The following is a 19,420-nucleotide window of genomic DNA, read 5'->3' as shown; positions in this document are numbered from 1 at the left end:
TGTGAAAGGCTCAATTTATAACAGGATGGTACCTCAACTATCATTATAACAAGGGATCTATTCTTCTCTGTCTCTGAGAAGACAGGTCCTCGATAACATATCACTTTCCAACTCCCGCGCGAACATTGGCTGCTCGTTTTTTTCTTTTGACGTCCGTTCACTCTGGCCTCCATTCAAACCGGGTTTACCTAACCGGGCAGGATGTGTTTTTATAGGCACCGACAGGAGGCAGAAATGGTGTCGGATCAATTGAGCAAATCGCTTCGAATAGCGTCATCAATTGCATTGAGTGGCATGGCGATCGCATTGCCGATTGCCATCCTTCTCACAGTCCTCGTGCAATGATCACAGCACACGGTCCTTGTGCGAGCTAAGATGCCGGTAACCGCAAAAGCCGCCGAACGCACCTGAACCATCAGCGCCGACAACCGTGGTTCAGGACACTCGGTACTTTAGGTGGTCCCGACAAGATGGTCGACAGCGGTATTGTTGGTTTTCGGGGACGCCGCATCTTCGGTTGCCGCCAGCCGGTCATTTTCTTCTCGGCCCCGATCTTCCCGTGCCGCGGCGATCAAGGGAATTCAACCGATCAGAGCGTGGCGGGCTGCAGGGACAGCCCGCCATTTTAACTAGGGTTTGTGAACTGCGACAAGAAGCATCATGGGTCTCTCCAGTTCCTCAGCGAGATCAGGGTTCTCTTCAATCTGGCTCGTGGTTGGCGCAAACTCCTCAATATGGTCGATTACGAATCCACTTTGAATAAGTGCGTTTATCGTCGTTCCCATTGTTCGGTGGTATTTCAAAACACCGTCCGCAAACCAATTGGTGCGGCGTTCCCCTTCGATTGAATAACCATTAACCGGCCATGTCTTTCGTCCGTCGGCATCGTCGAACCATCCGGGCTGTGACGCTGCCATGAAGATCGGATGCTCGATAGTGAATACCAAAGTGCCACCGCTCACCAGAGCCTTATAAATCATACCGAGCAGACGACTGAAGTTCTCTACATAATGGAAAGTGAGAGCGCTGTAGATGAGTTCAAAACTGTCGGCAGACAACTCTAGTGTTTCGAGATCGGCGATGCGGTAGCTGATCTGGCTGTCACTCGTATCTGCCCGTGCCCGACCGATCATTTTCTCTGACAGGTCAATACCCGTAACAGACGCGGCACCATTCTGGCGCATCCACCGTGATGTCCATCCAAAACCGCAGCCGAGATCAGCAATGCGCTTGTCACGCAAGGGAGGCAGCATAGCTTTAATAGCGCGCCATTCCGGAGCGCCTTCCAGGCCCTACACCTGCCTGGGGAGTTGACTATACCCGGCGAAAAACGTCGGATCGTCGTAGATATTCTGTGCCATGTTCAAATCCTTTCAAAGATTGGACGAGGCACCAGCCGAACCGAAACACCCCGTCCATGAGGGCGAGGCCGGTAGTGGCAAATCGCTTGATCAGATCGTGCGCTTGACTTCCCGGCATCCCGCAAATGAGATACCGGCCAGGCGAGAGACAATATGGGTGTCCTTTTCGATCATGCCCTTATCATCCGTAATGGGACTGGCCAAGTCAAGCTGTTTGAACGGGTTCACTGTAAGTCTCGGGAAGTCCGTCACCCGAAGTGCACCCAATTACCTGCCGGCGCGTGGCCACAACGAATAAATAGCGTTATGCCCCTGCTATTGGTGTCACCGTTGACCGTAACGCCTCAATTGGCAATGAAAGCCCACACCGCGGCACAAACTCCTCCTGCCGTGCATGAGATGCAACGATCTCATAAAATTGCTGCTTTTGAGAAACTTCAAAAGATGCAGTGTGATTCAATACAAAATCCTGCCGGCAATTTCAATCATGAGGGCTGCTGATAGCTACGTCGACATAAATTTCGTGGCGCAGAACGCACTCGACATAAATCTTGCGATCCCAGTCTGATTTGTTCTTGATGTTAAAATCCTTCTGGCCGGGTGCCATGTCGTCTGGATAGCAATCCCACCATAAAATCTTTAAACACCCGTGCACTGCGACGCTGAAACCTTGTATTAATCATGACATGGGCACTCCGCCGGTTCCTTTGCTCGCCATTTGGAGAATGGGGCAATTCCGGTGAATTGTTTTTACGTATCAATTCGTCCGGCATCTGACGCTGCAACCTTAACCACATCAGTTTGCTGGCGGCTTGCCTTTAGCGGATATTCCCCTGCAACAGTTGAACACTCGAAACTTTCTTCAAGCTCTCGCTCATGCAGCCCACCGTATATAAAACGTAGGATGTTTTCGCATCCATATCCAGCAGCGGATCGCCTGATGAATAGTCATCTGACCGTCGCTTCCGATGTCGGACAACCAACACTCCGATCAGTTGCATCATCCAATTCAGATTATGTTTTTCAACTTCTGTTTGCCTCGGGTTGAAACGCTTTTGACGCGTGAATATTCGATGGATCCGTTAGTCCATACTTCCAGACGGTGGTTTTTTGCCAAATGGCCAGAAAACGTAAATGGCGCAGCTTCTACTGCTCGTTCCTTTTTCCTATGACATGGTTTTTAAGAGGTGTGCGCATTGGCTGGTTCCCTGTAACAGCTTCGAGCGTGAAATCTGGAGTGTAAATGACTCGCCCCCTATCGCTTAAGAGTGCCCTTGCATGGGTATCTGGTTTCGTTGCGTTTGCGTTCTTCGCGTCGCTCGCGATCTGGCTATACGCATCGCAATGGCACCCCTCGATCAAACAATTTCCAGAACAAGGTATCGACGTCTCTCATCACCAGGGCCCGATCAAATGGCAAGCCCTATCGGGGCAAGGAGTAAGCTTTGCCTACATCAAGGCCACCGAAGGCGGAGATTTCAAAGACCGTTTGTTTGCAAAGAACTGGAGCTCTTCGAAAGAGGCACGCATAAAGCGCGGCGCATATCATTTTTTTACGCTTTGCCGCTCCGGATTGGAGCAGGCGGCAAACTTCGTCGAAAGCGTTCAAATAGATCCTGAGGCTTTGCCGCCAGCAGTTGATCTGGAATTTATGGGCAATTGCTCGAACAAGATGTCGAAAGAGATGCTCCACTCCGAACTGGCTGATTTTTTAGGCATCGTTGAAACCCGCTACCAAAAGAAAGCTGTGCTTTATCTGACGCAAGAATTCGATGAAGCATTCGGGATAAGTCTGCGTTTTGATCGACCACTGTGGTTAAGAAGCATTGTTCGGGAACCGCGATTTGGCGCGCGCCCATGGCAGATCTGGCAGGCTTCCAACTTTCGCCGCCTTGACGGGATCGATGGCCGCGTGGACTGGAACGTCCGGCGTTAATTCAAAATGTGCGCACAATCTGAGCTGAACAATCCTCTAATCGATGCCCCGGAGTAACTGGTAACGTTGCCCCTTATTACGCGCGTCGGCAAATCGACTGCTGCATCCGACGAGACTCTGACGGGAACGGATTTTGTATACCTGGCCTGCTCACCCCTGGTTTGGGACAAGCCGGGCCAACCATCGAACCTCCAGGGCCTCTGTTTCAACTGTTCAACTGGACTTACTTCACATCCAGAAAAAGCCCATAGCGGTTGATTTTGCATGATGGAGCATATGTGTGTGGTGCTCCGTTCAAATTATCCGAAGCGGAATAGTAAGGTCCCAATCAAGAAATTTCTTTGGCGCATTCGCATTGATGTCAAATCGCCCGTACGTCCATCCTGTTGAAGGGCGCTTCGGACCATACAATATGTTCCTCTCCCCTCTGGCCCCGCCGGAAAACATAGTGCTGCTATCACTCGTTTGGAGAGGCAAAGCCGGATCGAGGCGTCCAGCCAGCATTCCCCTGGAGTTTACAACAGCAGTACATTTAAACTGCGGAGAATAGATCCGGGAGAAACAGAACTGCACGCCATTTCTGCTATTGGCCTTAGCAGCGAACGGCTGGCTTGTCCCGGATCAGGAATCATGATTGAAGCATCCGCTTCCGGATAAGGTTGCTTTTGTATCGGGCGCCCGACTGTTTGGTGTTTTGGCCTGGCTCAATTGGAGTGAATGAATAATGGTATGTAACCACCCAGAGAAAACTCGCCGTCGAGCCCGCAATATAGCACGCAACCTCGTATTCTTGATCATAACGGTTTTCACAGCACAGACCGCTTTAGCCGAAGACGACGAATTTACCCCCGGGAAACTCGATCTGGAAAAATTAATTGAATGTCGTGCACAGGTCCCCGACTATAATCAACTCACAACGTGGATGCAGGCAGAACCCGACGCTCTGAAACTTCTGGGTTGGAGCCGTACTGAGAGCGGTAATCCCTTCCTTGAGCAGTATAAGCTGGATAAACCTGTAAAAGTTTTTGGCTCAGAGACGATGGATATCGCTTTTGCAGGCAACGGTCTCCTTGCAGTGCTTGATGACGGCAGCGCGTCTGCCCTGGCAAAACGGCTAGAAATCCCGGCACTCATTGATAGTCCCGCCAAGTTCATGGGTGAGCGGGTAGTTGCGGAAAATACCGACGATACCGACGAGATGATTACCGTGAAGACGCGGATCAGTCTCAATGTTTCAACAGTGGAAAGCCATCCGGGGAAGGTGCTGGCGGGCTGTTCCTACAGTTTCAGTCTCGACGTGAAGGAGTGATCAAGAATCAGGGGCCCCATTTAAAATGGCAAAGCTCGTGGTCTCTCGTAGCCGGACCTGAAAAAGCAGTTTCGCGCAGCCGTCAGGGTCGCACTTCTGTTGAGGCGGAACCGTGAGGGTAGAAAACTTTTCCGAAGATCGACTACGCCGCTCTCCGGGTACCTGGCGGTCCACTTGCCGGCATGTATCGCTGTTTCTCTTAAAGCTGACAGGATATTTCCATTCGGTCCGATCGGGCCATGCCTTGGAAAACACGACTGCCGCTGGACCTTTCGTAAGCCACTATCATATGGCTACTTTTTCGGCTTACACTGACGCTCCCGCTTCTTTTAGCTTGTTTCGAGAGAACGCAGGCACCGAGCGATTGTCAAAATTCTTTTTGAAAGGCTGTTTGCATGAATGAGTGCAATGTGTCGAATACCGCCGCGCCAGTTTTGGAAACAGAACGGTTGATTTTGAGCGGACATGGGGCGGAAGATTTCGGACGGCTCACCAGCATATGGGCGGAACCTTCCGTGGTGGAGCATATTTTCGGCAAGCCATCGACCCCTCGGGAATCGTGGATGCGTCTTTTGGCTTATAGTGGGCTATGGCCGCTTCTGGGTTTCGGTTATTGGGCCATCCGCGAGAAGGCGACGAGCCTTTATATTGGTGACCTGGGTTTTGCCGATTTTCACAGGGACGTGGAGCCGTCGCTAAGGGGCATTCCTGAGGCCGGATGGGTGCTTTCGCCGTCTGCACAGGGAAAAGGCTATGCATCAGAAGCGCTTACTGCCGCATTAGCGTGGCTGGAAGCGCAGAACCGATTTGAACGCAGCGTCTGTCTGATCTCACCCGTCAATCTCGCATCTATTCGCGTGGCAGAGAAAGCCGGATACTCTGATGCAAAGAAGGTGTTAATGAACGGTACAGAGACTCTGTGCTTTTCCCGTGCACTCAAGGGCTGCCATAGGTGAGTTCTATTATCCTTTTGATCACCGATTTAAGATCGTCGTAGCTAATGACACTCTTATTGAGCAAATCTCCTTAGGGTTGATCGATCACAGTCATTGGTCAGATCACATAACGAGTAATACCCGAGCGGATCGTGGCCCCTCGTACCCGGATTTGGAATCCGAATAACCTCTGTTCTCGACAGCCATACCGTATTCGACCCCAAGCCGGTCATCTCTTGCCAGTCAAGTTTCCATCAACGCAAGGGCAACACTGGAACCGATTGTTTTTCTGCTCTTGCCTACCTGCGATGCCTTAGCGCATCCACAATGATCTTGAATGCTGGCGAGTTCTGGCGACGAGTGGGATAGTAGAAGAAATAGCCATCAAAGAAGGGTGACCACTCATCAAGAACTCTGGTCAGTTCACCGGAAGCGATGTGTCGCTCTACGATATTCTCCGGGACATAAGCTATTCCATAACCGCTCACTGCGGCATCTATCATGGCATAGGAATTGTTGAAAGTGAGCTGGCCGTCCACGCGAACGCGCAGTTCCTGGCCACCCTTTTCGAATTCCCAGGCATAAAGGCCGCCGGCAGTTTCGTGGCGCATATTGATACAACGGTGGCTGACGAGGTCTCGCGGGTGCGCAGGCACCCCATATTCGGCCAGGTAACCTGGCGAGGCAACTGCAACGAGGCGCCAATCCGGTCCGATCCTGACCGCAATCATATCCTTCTCGAGGCTTTCGCCTAACCGCACGCCAGCATCAAAACGCTCCTCGACGATATTGCGGAAAGTGCTATCAAGCACCAGTTCGACGCTGATATCAGGATATTGCTTGAGCACGCGCTTCAACTTCGGCCATACAACGCTCTCCAGAGCGTGGTCGGAAAGTGTCAGCCTGATCGTACCGGATGGCTTGTCGCGAAACGCCGTCAGCGCCGCAATCTCATCTTCAATCTCGGCCATGCGCGGGGTTATGGTCTTGAGCAACCGGTCGCCTGCTGGAGTTGTGGTAACATTCCTGGTCGTGCGCGTCAGAAGGCGTATACCCAAGCTGGTTTCAAGCTGCTTGATGGCATAGCTAAGCGTCGATTGGGCGACGCCGATCCTTGCTGCTGCCTTGGTAAAGCTCCGTTCTTCGGCGACAATCCTGAACCAGGTCAACTGGTTGAAATCCGTTTTCTCCATGTGTCCTCTTCAATTCTGCACACCGAGATTAATCGATCAAGTCGATTGATCCAATCAAATTACAGCGGGTAATCGGTCCGTAGCAGATCAGTTATATCTGTTTCCCGATTTCAAACATTCAAACCGGAGCACACGAACGATGGTTTCCGCCGTGGATAATGTCGGCAGCAGACCCGCTGCCTGGGGCGCCGTCCTGTCGATGGCCCTATGCGTGGCGATGCTGATCGCCTCGGAATTCATGCCGGTCAGCCTGCTAACACCGATGGCCGAAGGGCTGCACGCAACAGAGGGGCAAACGGGACAGGCTATATCCATAAGCGGTTTTTTTGCCGTTGTAGCGAGCATGCTCGTCACCACTGCTGCTGGAGAGCTGAACAGGAAATGGATATTGATCGCGATGACAGCCCTGATGCTGCTGTCGTTAGTGCTGGTCGCGATCGCACCGAATTTCCTTTTGCTGATGGCTGGTCGTGCGCTGCTCGGCATCTGCATCGGTGGCTTCTGGGCGTTGGCCACAGCAGTCATCATGCGCCTGGTGCCAGCAGAGGACGTACCGCGCGCACTGGCTTTGATGTATGGCGGGCAAGCCATTGCTGCCGCGTTTGCAGCACCGGTCGGCAGCTATCTCGGCGGTTTGTTCGGTTGGCGTGAGGTGTTTTGGGCATTGACACCTATCGTTGCCATCAACCTCATCTGGCATGCAGTAGCGCTTCCGTCACTACCTGCAAATCAGAAACAGGATTTACTTGCGATGTCTGGCCTGCTGAGGCGTCCTTATTTCAGGCGCGGTCTGCTTGCTTGCATGCTGTCCTGGGGCTCGGCCTTCACGATGTTCACCTATCTGCGTCCGTTTCTCGAGCAGGTCACGCGGGCAGATATTACCACGCTGTCGTTTCTCTTGCTGCTTCTGGGCTGCGCCGGCTTCATCGGCACGTGGGCGGCCGGTCGGTTCCTCAAGGGAAACGTCGCCCCTTTTCTGAAGCTACCCGCCCTCGTCATGGGCTGCGCCACCGTTGGACTTCTGCTGTTTGGATTCTCGGTTGTTGCAGCAGGCCTCTTCATGACCATTTGGGGGGTGATGAACACCATGTTCTCGGTTATCTGGATGACATGGATGTCACAGAATGCTGACGATGTACCAGAGGCGGCTGGCAGCCTGATGGTCGCCGCGATTCAAACCTCGATCTTGCTCGGAGCGATTATCGGCGGACTGCTGCTGGATGGCATTTCGATCGAGGCGACGTTTATCGGCAGCATTGTTCTGGCCTTGTTTGCGATCGCCTTGATTGGCAATGGACAGCGCCTGCTGAAACCGGAAACAATTTGACATGGGCCGATCCGCATCGATTTCACGACGTCGCATACTGGCGACCGGTGCCGCAAGCGTTGCCCTCCCTACGCTTCTCTATCTGCTGTCGGACAAGACCCAGGCCCACGAGGGAGTCACCATGCGTCTCAGACTAGCTTTCGCCGGTCAGAATCTCACGGCGACACTGGAAGACAATGCAGCGGCACGCGAACTGTTCGCGATGATGCCGCTTGATCTCACTATCGACGATTACTCGACCAATGAGAAGATCGCCTACCTGCCGTGCAAGCTAAGCGATGATGGCAGTGCCCGTTTCGAAAACGAGGCTGTCGGCGATCTCTGCTATTACGCCCCTTGGGGCAATCTGGCGATGTTCCACCGCCCTTACAGTTGGTCGCCGGGACTGGTTCGACTTGGCCGGCTGGATCAGGGCGAAAAACCGCTACTCGTGCGCGGCAAATTCCCTCTCCGTGTTCAGTCGCTCATCTGACGCGCGGCAATGAATGCTCTCACAAAACCCCAGGGAGATCCTGACATGACCCGAATAACTGACCCTGAAACCGCACTCCACCATCAAGACTTACCTGATACGGACCGTCGCAATCTGCTCAAGCTGACTGGTGCAACTGTTGCCGTTCTTGGCGCAGAGTCATTTCTGAAATCACCTTCCGCAAGTGCCAAGGGGATGCCAGAGGAATGGGACAAGGTTTTCCCCAGGAGCGAAAAGGTCGACCATCAGAAGGTGACCTTCAAAAACCGCTATGGCATCACGCTGGCTGGCGATCTCTACCTGCCGAAGGACCGTACGGACAAACCTCTGGCAGCCATTGTCATCAGCGGCCCATTCGGCGCAGTCAAGGAACAGTCTTCCGGGCTCTATGCGCAGACCATGGCCGAGCGTGGTTTCGTCACGCTGGCTTTCGACCCGTCCTTCACGGGCGAAAGTGGTGGCGAACCTCGAAATGTCGCTTCTCCTGATATCAACACCGAGGATTTTATGGCGGGTGTGGACTGTCTGGGTCTGCAGCCTTCTGTCGACCGCGAACGCATCGGTGCAATTGGCATCTGCGGATGGGGCGGCATGGCACTGAACGCCGTGGCTGCAGACAAACGCGTCAAGGCTGTCGTCGCCAGCACGATGTATGACATGACCCGCGTTATGTCGAAGGGCTACAACGATAGCGTGACCCTCGAACAGCGCACGCAGGCACTTGAACAGCTCGGTCGACAACGCTGGATCGACGCCGAAAAGGGTGCTCCGGCCTACCAGCCGCCCTATAATGAATTGAAGGGTGGAGAGGCGCAATTCCTGATCGATTACCACAACTATTATATGACACGGCGCGGATACCACAAACGTGCGGTGAACTCGGGCAATGCATGGACGATCACGACGCCGATGTCATTCATGAACATGCCGATCCTGAGCTACATCAAGGAAATTGCGCCGCGACCGGTGCTGTTCGTGCATGGCGAAAAGGCACATTCGCGCTATTTCAGTGAAACGGCTTATGCCAATGCCGCAGAACCAAAGGAATTGATGATCATTACCGGAGCGAACCACGTCGACCTCTACGACAGGGTTGATTTAATCCCATTCGACAAGATCACCAGCTTCTTCAATCAGCATCTCGCAGTTTGACAAACAAGCCGCATCTATGCCTGACGCAAAGGTGCGGCTGACAATTGCAAATGGGCGATACGGACACCGGTCCAGCCGCTATCCCCGACCGCCGGGCTCCACAGGAGAATTGTCATTCCAGGACCAGAGCACAGGCACACAATTCGGGTGCGTGGACGCACCTCAGCCCAAACTCCAGCGCGACAGTCGCTTTACACAGGATACGGCGTAGTAAAGAGAGAATGCCCAGACAGCGCTGTTCAGAATACCGGCGACAACCAAAATGCCCAAACTGTTTATTTTGGGCTCGCTCACCAGCCATATTATTCCTGTCAACGGCAAACCAAGCACATAACGAATGGTAATCTCCATCACCGAAATGGGTTCGACCTGATCGCCATAGTGACGTGCCAGGCCGTTGGCGGCAATTCGCGCGGACAAAACCACACAGACTGAAAAATGGATGAGCCAGATCCCGAAAACAAAAAATTTCTGCTTTTGCGTCATCGTTCGCGTTTCCGCTCCTATCCTGCCTAGCACAGTCGCGCCATTGCATTATCCTCCGTTGTCTGGAGGCAGGCTGGCATGGTCGCAACCGAAGCGCAGCGGGCAGTAAGACAGCTATACCCTCGTCGGTCTCCAAAACGGCGGCGGGATCGCATCTGCCAAATTTCCCGGCCATTGTACGCACCCATTCATCAGATGTAGCTTGTGAACGACGAGCGCCCAACCTCCCCGCCTGGCTCATCAGGGTAGTTCAATCGAGTATGGTCGAACGGGTTGAGGATTTGCATTTTTGGCCATGTGTGACCACAATTGCTCAAAAGAGGATACCTACAAGGCCAATTAATGGCGAAACACAGCAGAAATCGGCGCAAAGCCACCAGGCTCAGTCTGGAAACCCGACGGCCATTAGACGATGCCAGGTCGGACTACGCCGACGCCCACAATCGCCCTGCTCGATCCAGCTGCCAAAGCATCGCCTTGATTGCCCGGCTGATGCCCTGCAGTTTGGGCCAGAAGAAACGTGTCTGGGCGTTTCATCACACATCGAAGGAGCGCGCGTGAGGGCCATTATAGCAGCGCTAGTCGTCACATCGGCATTCTGCATCAGCTTCACCGCACCTGCCAAGGCAGACAATGAGGTGGTACGAGGGGAGCCATGCGGTGACCTACTGGCGGATCTCAAACAAGAATCGCCTCATCTCGATTTTCTCGGCTGTCAGGAAGAAATGCGGGAACCTGTGCGAGCACAAGTTGCCAGGTATCGGGTAGCGGGCAGTCAGGCTCAGGCGGTCGAGCGACATTTCATGAAGACCGCAAACATGCCTGCCCTGGTTTTCCTGTGCTGCGGTTGGGATTCCGTTGGACCGAAAGGCAGGGACGGATGGCTTCAGGCCGGAGTCGAACATTTCACTATATCGATGCACTCCGACGAAACACTCTTTAACCGCCGTGCCGACTGGTCCCGCATTCCATGGTTCAATGTTACAGTAATCCGCTATCTCGAAATGCCTTGATGGAAAACCGCCGAATTAACCGGTCTCGTGAGAGACATTCCGCTCAAGATCCGAATACGAAATGAATTTCGCATAGAGCGAACCTCTAATCATTGCCACTTAATTGATTGTCCGAGTTTGACTTTATCCAAATCCTGAAGAAGTCGTTTCAGGCGGCACATTAACAATGGAGAATTCGTCCTTCGCCTGAAGGAAATGCGAGGATGGTTATGTCGGATGGCCCACCAGTAGCGGAGACCGACATACAAGATTACGCTGATTTCTTTCGCGATTTACTTCATGATCAGCCACGCACTGATTTGAAACAGGAAATTGAAGGAATCTGCTATCTCCGTCTCAGTCGTACCTATCGTCAGGATTATTCTGGGGTTTGCCTTGTCACCTCTGGCGTCGGGCCTGCTACAGATCATTCTCATGGGCGGGTTTCGTGGATTTCCGATCATCTTGTTCAGCTATCCGCTCGCGTTGATATTCGGAATATCCGCCTTCTGCATTGCCCGATATCTCGGATGGCAGAGTTTGAAGGCTACGCTCCTTGGAGGCGCGGGGCTTGGAACACTCGTGTGTCTCGTTATAGTGGCGCTTGACGGAGGGTATCACGAACGACCTCTGCCGATTATCCTTGGCTTCACCGCACTTGCTGCACATGGCGCAGTCGTTGCAGGGCTATTCTGGTTTATCGCCTTCTGGCGAAGCGGGGCCGGTGAGTTCAATTTCACTGCAGCATAAAGAGAGTTCATGAATACAGTCAGACGGAAAATGACACTGGCAGATTGGGGAGTGACGACCGCTGGGATTGCATTCGGCCTGTTTGCCGGACTGATCATCGGCGGGATGATAATCCTGCTATACAGTGGTCTATGGATGCTCGTGATCCTGGCACTCCCGCTGCTTCTTCTCCAGTTACTGTTTGAGGGATTGCTTGCCGGGCTTGTCGCGCTCTGGCATCGCTGGCGCGGGCGTCCGCCCGAAGCCGAACCTGTAGCGATCACCCCTGCTGTTAGCCCATGGTTGCGGCGCTATAGTTTCACTATCGGATTTGTCATCGGCGCCGTGTATGGTCTGGCCACAATGCCGCCCCTTTAACCGGCTTCCGCCGCATCTTGCATAGGCAGGAGCTCGATCGGATATGAATCTGGCTGGAACGTCGTTTCACCCTCCTCAAGCCAACACCATAGTTATGAGAACGAGGTTTCGGAATAATGCACTGGATTTTCGTGTTTGGCATACTGGTTTCACTGCTTTCTGTTTTTGTATTTTCCTACAAAAACAAACCACCTCAGGGACCCAACCGTTTCGGCGTTACGGCTTTGCCTGTCGATTTTCCGACTGCGGTCCGAAAGTTCTTTACCGGATACTTTGACTTCAATGGCCGGGCTAGCCGCACGGAATTCTGGTATGCGATGCTTTTCTATGTACTGTTATTATTCGTACTGGCCCGGCTCAATCTTCCGGACCTTGTCGTATCGATCCTGCTTGTCATTACAATGATCCCGTTTTTTTCCGTCACCGCACGACGCCTGCATGACACAAACAGAAGTGGCTGGTATCAGCTCGTCTCGTGGTTCATGCCTGTCGGCACGATCGTTGCCCTGCTCTGGTTCAATGAGGAACCCAACGATTAAGCGAAAAGGAAGCAGAATGGGAAAACTGGTTCAGTTGACGATCTGCAACAGTGAAGTGGAGCGCACAGCACTTCTGCCATTCCTGAAAGCATATGGGATATATGCGACTCCACCGGATCAACATGCGCACAATGTTTCGCATTCCCCTGCCCACCTGGGCGGATTTCCCATTTACGTTGTGGATAGCGACCTTAACGACGCCCGGGCACTTCTCGTTACCCTGGCCGCGAGCAAACTTGACCGGAGTGAACCGGGCCCAAGAGTGTGAGAATGAAAATAAAGCGGTCGGTATTTGTTCTTTCGGGGATAGTTGCAGTTTTCCTGCTGGTCTGGCTGGCTGAAATCGTCGCGGCGAACCAGATCGCGCGGCGGGACTTCAGCTCAAATCCTTGCTGGTTCGTACCAGAGGCCCGTCCTGTCCTTATCCCGAAACTGGTAGCTGGTCCGCGCGGGCTCTATGTGCCTGACCCGCTAAGGCAAATCAATCGCCGCTATGTGGGCTTTGGATTGCGCGACCCGGCAGCCCACGCGCCACATTTTGCAGTAGCTGCGCTTGACGGAAAAGGTCGCCCGGCTCTCTGGGGCTGGAGTTATTTAAACCGCGACTTCTGGCAGCTTGATATGGCTCAAAGTCGGGGTGCGCCGGGGCTTGCAGAGTTTATCACCGAGGATGCCATGCTTGCTGCTTGCCCGGACCTCATAGCTCCAATCAATCCCGAGTGCCTCGAAAGATATGAGGTCAGCGAAAGTCGGACCTTACGGACGAGAAATACGCCAGAGCCAGGATCGCGCCCCATAACATTGCTGAAAGCTGTGACACTGCAGTTCCAAAACCCGAAGTAAGTGAGGGACCAAGGAACGGCAAAGCGACGAACATAGCAGCCGTTGCGCACAATCCGGACCACCGCCCCCATTTTCTGAAGAAAAACAAGGCCGCTGGCGGGGCAACAATTGCAACCAGTGCTATCACCGAAAGCACCAGGAAGATGGCTGGACTGGAGACCAACGGCTGTATTGCCTCTTTGGCATATACCACGGAAAGTTCGTCCGAAACCTGCGCGGGAAAGTATTGAGTTTCAATCGCTACAACGATCAGCGACACTACGTAACAGATAATCAGAATGCGGAAACGCGATTTCGTCCTGGCATCATGCATCACGACTGTTTCTTCTTCCTTAGTAAAGCAACAACCCACAAGCCCGAGATTGCGGCTGCGAATATGAAAACCGGTCCACTATAGACATCCAGAAAGCCACCCATCTCCTGATCATAGCCCATATTCCAGATCAACGTCCGTGCGGCGAGAATACCTCCCCCTGTTGCCAGGGCAAGGGCGGCCACGCAGATCAATATGGCGCGTCGGGATGTACCCGAAGCCCAATCCGCCAATCGCCAATAGATAAACCACTGTAGGGGAAGAAATGCCAGCCACAGGATATACTGTAGAATATAACTCCAATCAAAATCATCGATCAAATGCATCGTGAGAAATGCGGACAGGAATCCCGACAAGCCGTTGCAAAGAAGAACCAGCCAATTGGCATAATCATAGAGCCAGGGGGCAGTTCCAACTGCTCGCCAGTAGGGTTGGTCGGAGAACAAACCGAAAAGACCAACCGCGAGGACCAGGGCGCAATTTAATGTAATAACGAAACGTAATGACATGGTTCTTTCGGTAAACTGGACATTGCGCGACAATATGAGCGAAGTAAGGAATGATCAAGATCGGGCCAATATGGGGCCATTTAACGCCGTAGGCAGATGAAGATACAGCGGGAGCCGGCGCGTCCGTGGCAAGAACCCTGTTATTGCCCAGGATCGTGGGGCTCCCTCCAGAAAGCCTTGTCGCTCTCCTTTAACAAATCAAGCTTCGGTTGATTATTCGTCCGAACTGGTACCACCCTCTTGTGCCGGTTCTACCCGGTTTGGTGCTGTTTTCGGCGATGCCTCGACCACAGGCTGATTACTGACATCCAAACTGAGGCCGCTCAAAAGGGATCGGCTGACAAGATCGGCATTGGGCGCGTCGCCCGTTACCAACACCGTACGGCCCCCGTGAGAAGCAGCATCTCTGAGCGCCTCCAGCCGATTGATTTCCATCATGAAGGCCATGGCGTCGGAATCGGTTAGCGTCGTATCGGCACGAAATGCCGCGAGCGCCCGTGCATTGCCTTCTGCAATAATGCTACGGCTTTCCGCGATGCCGCGCGCGGTGATCGACATTGCTGCTGCGGACGCTTCCGCGCCCTTGGTACGTTTTATCTTTTCAGCTTCCCCATCATTCTGGGCGGCTTCCAGTCTGCGCTGGGATGCGAGCACTTCGTTGAAGGCTGAAATCATCTCCGGTGTCGGCCTTGGATCGTCGATCAGCACGGCTCGAATTTCATACCCATAGGCGTTCATGGCGTCATCCAGCGATTCACGAACGGTGCGGGTAAACTCGTCTCGATCAGTGTAGAGCTGGTCGAAGGTTCGCGCTGCCGCAACGGCGCGCGCGTCCGTCGCCACGTAGGATTCGATTTGGGCCTCCGGGTTGTGTAACTCATAGAAAGCCGCTTTGACCGCTGATGGTATGACACGATATTGCAGGCTGATCGGCATCGTCACGAAGGCATTATCCTTTGACTTGACGCCAAGCTGCAGGACAATTTGCCGGGTCTGGAGCGAGAATGGCTTGCGGGCGCGCTGAAACGGCCATGGAAATTTGATCGAAAGACCGGCAGTACGATATCCTGTGTATCGCCCGAAGGTTTCAAGCACGCGCGCGTGCTGTTGCGGAGTAATGACAAATAATGTCTTCACCCACCGCAACAGGATCAGTGCACCGATAACGCCCAGGAAGGGTGAGACTGGTATGTCAAAGCCAAAAAGATTGAATTCCGGAAAACTGTACATGAATTCCCTTCTCGATTATCGATAAGCTCACTAGTGGCGCGGCAGAACTCCTTCTCTTGCGGGGACAGGACGCTACCGCAGCATTCGCAATCGGGCAATACTTGCCTGTCCGAACCTTCTGCCCATTTCGACTGTTTATAAAGTTATCGCAGGACAAGGCGCCGAACAGTTCGCACAGTCCCTCAGCTAAATCGCGCCAGAGCCCTGATTACCTGTTTTACCGAGATCCACCCAATCTGCTTTCCCTTTTCATCGGTAATTCCGATCCGGTCATGCTGTGCAAACAACGGCAAGACATCTTCGCACCGGGCATCCGCAGAAACAAAATGGTCGCAAGATTCATCGATAGATGGGGTCATGATTGCACGGACATGGATTGCACGTGCCTTGTTCACATCGCGTACGAATTCCTCAATATGCTCATTGGCTGGTTTAAGTACAATCTCTTCAGGCTTCCCGACTTGCTGGACAGAACCATCCTTCAAAACCGCAATGCGATCACCGATCTTAAGAGCCTCGTCAAAATCATGAGTGATAAACAGGATGGTCTTGTTCAGGGATTTTTGGAGACTGATCAATTCATCCTGCATCCCTGACCGGATCAGGGGGTCAAGGGCGGAGAATGCTTCATCCATCAGGATAATGTCGGTATTCATTGCAAGCGCTCGGGCAAGCCCTACCCGCTGTTGCTGCCCGCCTGACAGCTGACGCGGTCTTGCATTTTGGTAACCACCTAACCCGACCGTTTCAATCCACTTGTTTGCCTCTTCAAGCCTCTGATGTTTACCGATGCCACGCACCTGCAGCCCGTAAGCGACATTATCGATCACTGACCTGTGTGGCAAAAGGCCAAACTTCTGAAACACCATGGTTACCGTTTTGCGCCGAAACCGTCTGAGTTCGTTCTGGTCCATCGAAAGGACATCATCGCCATTGACGAATATTTCTCCCGCAGTGGGATCTATCAGGCGGTTAACGTGACGTATAAGTGTCGATTTCCCAGAGCCCGAAAGACCCATCACGACAAAAATCTGTCCCTTTGCAATATCAAGGGAAACATCATCGAGACCTATCACATGCCCCGTCTCCGCATGCACCTCGATCTTTGATTTTCCTTCCTTCAGGAGTTTTAGGGCACCTTGTGGATCATCACCAAAAATCTTTGTGACGCCCCTGATCCGGATCGCCATATCTTTTTCAGCTTCCTGGTTCATGGCTGCGCCTCCCTCACTCCGATACTGGTCTGCAACCGTCTTCCGAAAGCCTGTGTGATGCGATCAAATATGACCGCGAGAGCGACGATACCCAATCCCGCAAACAATCCTCGACTAATTTCAAGCCGTCCGATTCCCTGCAATACCTGGTAACCCAGGCCACCTGCGCCAATCATTGAGGCAATTACAACCATTGCTAACGCCATCATAGTTGTCTGATTGACACCCGCCAGAATCGTGGGAAGAGATAACGGTATCTGGACACCAAAAAGCCGTTGCATGGGCGTTGTTCCAAACGCTCTGCTTGCCTCCATAACTGACGGGTCGACTGAACGCAGCCCGAGATCCGTCAGACGGGCAAGAGGTGGCGACGCATAAACAATTGTGGCGATTAGTGCTGGTATCTTGCCTGGCCCAAAAATCATCACAGTAGGAATGAGGTAGACGAAACTCGGCAACGTCTGCATCAAATCGAGAACTGGCATGACAATCTGACGGACCAAAGCAGAACGTGACATCCAGATACCTACCGGTATCGAAATGACTATCGCGCTGATCGTCGCGGCAAGCATCAGTGCGGTTGTAGCCATTGCGTCCCGCCAAAGATCCATAATGCCTAGAAAAAACAGGGAAACCAACACTACAAGCGGTAGCTGCCAACGTCGGGTAGCGAGCCAGGCGGCACCTACCAGAATGATCATAATTACCCACCATGGGGTAATTAGAAGAAGTTTTTCGATCGCATTGAGCAGGAGTAATAGTGGGCGGGCGCCGGCTTCAAAGCTCTCCCCCCAGTTAGCGACCACCCAGTTCAGGCCATTATCTACAGCACGCCGCCAGGGGTTCGTATCGATTAGATCAGGAAACATTTACTTCAATCTGAATAGTTACTTCATCAAAGGGCCGGGATCGTCCGGTTATGGAGATCCCAGCACTGTCCAGCCTTACGTTTTCTACCGCACGCAGGGTTTAGTTGAGACTTGCCTCTACTTTTTCTGCGACTTCGGCGGGCACCCATTTTTTCCACACGTCAGGTTTGCTCTTCAGAAAATTGAGTGCCGTAGCTGCCGCGTCTGCCTTGTTTTCGTCGCCATAAACCAGAAGCTCGCTGATTTGAGCATTCGTCAGCCCAACCTTGGAGAAATAGTCAGCAAGAACCGGAGCCTCATCCTTTATCCACGCAGCAGCACCGACGACCGCCGGGGACGAAGGGTAAGCCGTCACTGCCGGGGGGCTCGTGCAATCTGGATCTGTATTGCAAGCGTAGACATCCGGCTTGGCTTCTCCAAGGTCGAGCTGTACCGTATCAAATTTACCGAGCACAGCGGTTGGTCCCCAGTAATAGAAAAGTATCGGCTCTTTACGCAGGAAAGCGCGGGCGATCGATGCATCAAGAGCACCGCCCGATCCCGCCGAAAACAGGTTCCATGTCTTCTCCATATCAAAGGCCTTAAACAGCGCAGTGGTTGAAAGTTCGCATGCCCAGCCCGGTGGGCAGGAATAAAGTCGACCCTTGCTGGAATCTTCTGGATCCGGGAACAGGTCAGGGCGAGCGATAACGTCCTTCGCGCTTTTCAAATCCGGATTAGCTTCCTGAACATAACGGGGAATGAACCAACCCTCCACGGTCCCGTCTGTAATGGCATTGCCCAGATCAACGACCTTGCCGTTTTTCAGGCCCTTTTCCCAATTGGTCTTGATAACACTGGTCCATAATTCCGGTGCTATTGCTGGCTTGCCGCGCGATAACATGGATGAAGCCGTTGGCACGGTATCGCCGGTAACGACTTCCACTTTGCAACCGAACCCCTTCTCAAGGATAACCGCATGGATATGGGCCAAGGCTGCGGCAGATGGCCAAGTCATTTCTGCTATGTCGATGGTTCGATCTGTGCCGCATGCCGTGTCTGCCAGTGCTGGTCCTGAAAACACTGCTGCCACCGCTAGAAATGCTCCCATTACCAGACATTTTCCGCTTACTGCCATCCTTGTAAAATCTCCCTGATTGAAAATATCTCCAAAGTTGATAACGGCACATCCCCACATGGTCAACCGAAACCGGCAGTCTCCAAATAACAAAACAAATATAACATATGGGATTCTTTATTATTATCCTAATAAATCTTGATATTATGATATTACCATATAGAAATAAAAAATTGTTATATCACGGTTTATAAAAATTCCATCAGTCTCTATAATATACATACAATTATACTTATAATCCATAAATTGCATTGCATAGATAATATTAAATCATACAAATCTTGAATAAACACATGTAATTGTCGATAAAATCCTCAACGCGTTAACCCTCCGATTTATGAAATTGTATTCGACGACAACCACCCGACAGGCCGCAAATGCACGTCCAACTGGATCAAATGGATTCGATTAATCTGTTTTCTCTATGTTGGATACGGGTTGCATCATAACGAATATCAAAACATCTGGAAAAGGCGTACCTCACAACGGGCTTTGACATCAAATGGACCGATCTCG

At 52.5% G+C, this 19,420-nt stretch carries 18 protein-coding genes and 1 pseudogene; 11 read left to right on the top strand and 8 right to left on the bottom strand.

Annotated elements, in window-relative coordinates; translation table 11 throughout:
- Positions 1–629: 629 nt before the first annotated feature.
- Positions 630–1,361: pseudogene (locus tag AAE521_RS17070) on the bottom strand (class I SAM-dependent methyltransferase).
- Between the two features lie 1,243 nt (positions 1,362–2,604).
- Between AAE521_RS17070 and AAE521_RS17065 the strand changes: the two are divergent.
- From AAE521_RS17065 to AAE521_RS17055, 3 genes are all read left to right on the top strand, one after another.
- Complete coding sequence (locus AAE521_RS17065) at positions 2,605–3,297, top strand: GH25 family lysozyme (protein ID WP_342061949.1); 693 nt, start codon at positions 2,605–2,607, stop codon at positions 3,295–3,297.
- A 724-nt stretch (positions 3,298–4,021) separates the two neighbouring features.
- The gene (locus AAE521_RS17060; protein ID WP_342061948.1) at positions 4,022–4,606 is read left to right on the top strand and encodes a hypothetical protein; all 585 of its coding nucleotides are present in this window, start codon (positions 4,022–4,024) and stop codon (positions 4,604–4,606) included.
- Between the two features lie 395 nt (positions 4,607–5,001).
- Positions 5,002–5,562 carry a GNAT family N-acetyltransferase gene (locus AAE521_RS17055; RefSeq protein WP_342061947.1) on the top strand — a complete coding sequence of 187 codons (561 nt, stop codon included), beginning with the start codon at positions 5,002–5,004 and terminating at the stop codon, positions 5,560–5,562.
- 278 nt (positions 5,563–5,840) lie between these two features.
- Here AAE521_RS17055 and AAE521_RS17050 read toward each other — a convergent pair whose 3' ends face one another.
- The gene (locus tag AAE521_RS17050; protein WP_342061946.1) at positions 5,841–6,734 is read right to left on the bottom strand and encodes a LysR family transcriptional regulator; all 894 of its coding nucleotides are present in this window, start codon (positions 6,732–6,734) and stop codon (positions 5,841–5,843) included.
- A 211-nt stretch (positions 6,735–6,945) separates the two neighbouring features.
- Here AAE521_RS17050 and AAE521_RS17045 point away from each other — a divergent pair, with 211 nt between their 5' ends.
- From AAE521_RS17045 to AAE521_RS17035, 3 genes are read left to right on the top strand one after another with little or no spacing between them, the layout of a single operon-like run.
- A complete protein-coding gene (locus tag AAE521_RS17045; protein ID WP_342061945.1) occupies positions 6,946–8,061 on the top strand; it encodes an MFS transporter in 1,116 nt (371 codons plus the stop codon).
- Position 8,062: 1 nt separating this feature from the next.
- Complete coding sequence (locus AAE521_RS17040; RefSeq protein ID WP_235817571.1) at positions 8,063–8,533, top strand: cyclophilin-like fold protein; 471 nt, start codon at positions 8,063–8,065, stop codon at positions 8,531–8,533.
- A gap of 45 nt (positions 8,534–8,578) precedes the next feature.
- Positions 8,579–9,685, top strand: coding sequence for an alpha/beta hydrolase (locus AAE521_RS17035; RefSeq protein WP_071631056.1), 1,107 nt, complete (start codon positions 8,579–8,581; stop codon positions 9,683–9,685).
- A gap of 162 nt (positions 9,686–9,847) precedes the next feature.
- Here AAE521_RS17035 and AAE521_RS17030 read toward each other — a convergent pair whose 3' ends face one another.
- Positions 9,848–10,171: a hypothetical protein gene (locus AAE521_RS17030; RefSeq protein WP_071631057.1), complete on the bottom strand. Its 324-nt coding sequence runs from the start codon at positions 10,169–10,171 to the stop codon at positions 9,848–9,850.
- 557 nt (positions 10,172–10,728) lie between these two features.
- Here AAE521_RS17030 and AAE521_RS17025 point away from each other — a divergent pair.
- From AAE521_RS17025 to AAE521_RS17005, 5 genes are all read left to right on the top strand, one after another.
- Positions 10,729–11,184, top strand: a complete 456-nt coding sequence (locus AAE521_RS17025; protein WP_071631058.1) for a DUF4952 domain-containing protein — start codon at positions 10,729–10,731, stop codon at positions 11,182–11,184.
- Between the two features lie 312 nt (positions 11,185–11,496).
- Positions 11,497–11,913 (top strand): hypothetical protein, encoded by a 417-nt coding sequence (locus AAE521_RS17020; RefSeq protein ID WP_342061944.1) that lies wholly within the window; start codon positions 11,497–11,499, stop codon positions 11,911–11,913.
- A gap of 9 nt (positions 11,914–11,922) precedes the next feature.
- The gene (locus AAE521_RS17015; protein ID WP_342061943.1) at positions 11,923–12,270 is read left to right on the top strand and encodes a hypothetical protein; all 348 of its coding nucleotides are present in this window, start codon (positions 11,923–11,925) and stop codon (positions 12,268–12,270) included.
- 116 nt (positions 12,271–12,386) lie between these two features.
- Positions 12,387–12,809, top strand: a complete 423-nt coding sequence (locus AAE521_RS17010; protein WP_342061942.1) for a DUF805 domain-containing protein — start codon at positions 12,387–12,389, stop codon at positions 12,807–12,809.
- A gap of 270 nt (positions 12,810–13,079) precedes the next feature.
- Complete coding sequence (locus AAE521_RS17005; RefSeq protein ID WP_342061941.1) at positions 13,080–13,652, top strand: hypothetical protein; 573 nt, start codon at positions 13,080–13,082, stop codon at positions 13,650–13,652.
- Between the two features lie 312 nt (positions 13,653–13,964).
- Here AAE521_RS17005 and AAE521_RS17000 read toward each other — a convergent pair whose 3' ends face one another.
- From AAE521_RS17000 to AAE521_RS16980, 5 genes are all read right to left on the bottom strand, one after another.
- Positions 13,965–14,474 (bottom strand): hypothetical protein, encoded by a 510-nt coding sequence (locus tag AAE521_RS17000; protein ID WP_342061940.1) that lies wholly within the window; start codon positions 14,472–14,474, stop codon positions 13,965–13,967.
- A 213-nt stretch (positions 14,475–14,687) separates the two neighbouring features.
- Positions 14,688–15,704: an SPFH domain-containing protein gene (locus AAE521_RS16995; RefSeq protein ID WP_342061939.1), complete on the bottom strand. Its 1,017-nt coding sequence runs from the start codon at positions 15,702–15,704 to the stop codon at positions 14,688–14,690.
- Positions 15,705–15,886: 182 nt separating this feature from the next.
- Positions 15,887–16,918 carry a quaternary amine ABC transporter ATP-binding protein gene (locus tag AAE521_RS16990; RefSeq protein ID WP_342061938.1) on the bottom strand — a complete coding sequence of 344 codons (1,032 nt, stop codon included), beginning with the start codon at positions 16,916–16,918 and terminating at the stop codon, positions 15,887–15,889.
- Complete coding sequence (locus tag AAE521_RS16985; protein ID WP_342061937.1) at positions 16,915–17,787, bottom strand: ABC transporter permease; 873 nt, start codon at positions 17,785–17,787, stop codon at positions 16,915–16,917. Before AAE521_RS16985 ends, AAE521_RS16990 begins: the two co-directional genes overlap by 4 nt.
- A 100-nt stretch (positions 17,788–17,887) precedes the next feature.
- Entirely contained in the window at positions 17,888–18,877 is a 990-nt protein-coding gene (locus tag AAE521_RS16980) for an ABC transporter substrate-binding protein (RefSeq protein ID WP_342061936.1), read from the bottom strand.
- Between the last annotated feature and the right edge of the window lie 543 nt (positions 18,878–19,420).

This window comes from Brucella cytisi, from assembly GCF_038433355.1.
Taxonomy (GTDB): domain Bacteria; phylum Pseudomonadota; class Alphaproteobacteria; order Rhizobiales; family Rhizobiaceae; genus Brucella; species Brucella cytisi.
This window is presented reverse-complemented; position numbering and strand designations above follow the sequence as displayed.

What these genes read in the sequence shown, in the direction of transcription:
- AAE521_RS16985 (WP_342061937.1), bottom strand. Translation starts at nt 17,787, where the DNA reads ATGTTTCCTGATCTAATCGATACGAACCCCTGGCGGCGTGCTGTAGAT.
- AAE521_RS17000 (WP_342061940.1), bottom strand. Translation starts at nt 14,474, where the DNA reads ATGTCATTACGTTTCGTTATTACATTAAATTGCGCCCTGGTCCTCGCG.
- AAE521_RS17050 (WP_342061946.1), bottom strand. Translation starts at nt 6,734, where the DNA reads ATGGAGAAAACGGATTTCAACCAGTTGACCTGGTTCAGGATTGTCGCC.
- AAE521_RS17035 (WP_071631056.1), top strand. Translation starts at nt 8,579, where the DNA reads ATGACCCGAATAACTGACCCTGAAACCGCACTCCACCATCAAGACTTA.
- AAE521_RS17055 (WP_342061947.1), top strand. Translation starts at nt 5,002, where the DNA reads ATGAATGAGTGCAATGTGTCGAATACCGCCGCGCCAGTTTTGGAAACA.
- AAE521_RS16980 (WP_342061936.1), bottom strand. Translation starts at nt 18,877, where the DNA reads ATGGGAGCATTTCTAGCGGTGGCAGCAGTGTTTTCAGGACCAGCACTG.
- AAE521_RS16990 (WP_342061938.1), bottom strand. Translation starts at nt 16,918, where the DNA reads ATGAACCAGGAAGCTGAAAAAGATATGGCGATCCGGATCAGGGGCGTC.
- AAE521_RS16995 (WP_342061939.1), bottom strand. Translation starts at nt 15,704, where the DNA reads ATGTACAGTTTTCCGGAATTCAATCTTTTTGGCTTTGACATACCAGTC.
- AAE521_RS17065 (WP_342061949.1), top strand. Translation starts at nt 2,605, where the DNA reads ATGACTCGCCCCCTATCGCTTAAGAGTGCCCTTGCATGGGTATCTGGT.
- AAE521_RS17010 (WP_342061942.1), top strand. Translation starts at nt 12,387, where the DNA reads ATGCACTGGATTTTCGTGTTTGGCATACTGGTTTCACTGCTTTCTGTT.
- AAE521_RS17040 (WP_235817571.1), top strand. Translation starts at nt 8,063, where the DNA reads ATGGGCCGATCCGCATCGATTTCACGACGTCGCATACTGGCGACCGGT.
- AAE521_RS17060 (WP_342061948.1), top strand. Translation starts at nt 4,022, where the DNA reads ATGGTATGTAACCACCCAGAGAAAACTCGCCGTCGAGCCCGCAATATA.
- AAE521_RS17015 (WP_342061943.1), top strand. Translation starts at nt 11,923, where the DNA reads ATGAATACAGTCAGACGGAAAATGACACTGGCAGATTGGGGAGTGACG.
- AAE521_RS17005 (WP_342061941.1), top strand. Translation starts at nt 13,080, where the DNA reads ATGAAAATAAAGCGGTCGGTATTTGTTCTTTCGGGGATAGTTGCAGTT.
- AAE521_RS17030 (WP_071631057.1), bottom strand. Translation starts at nt 10,171, where the DNA reads ATGACGCAAAAGCAGAAATTTTTTGTTTTCGGGATCTGGCTCATCCAT.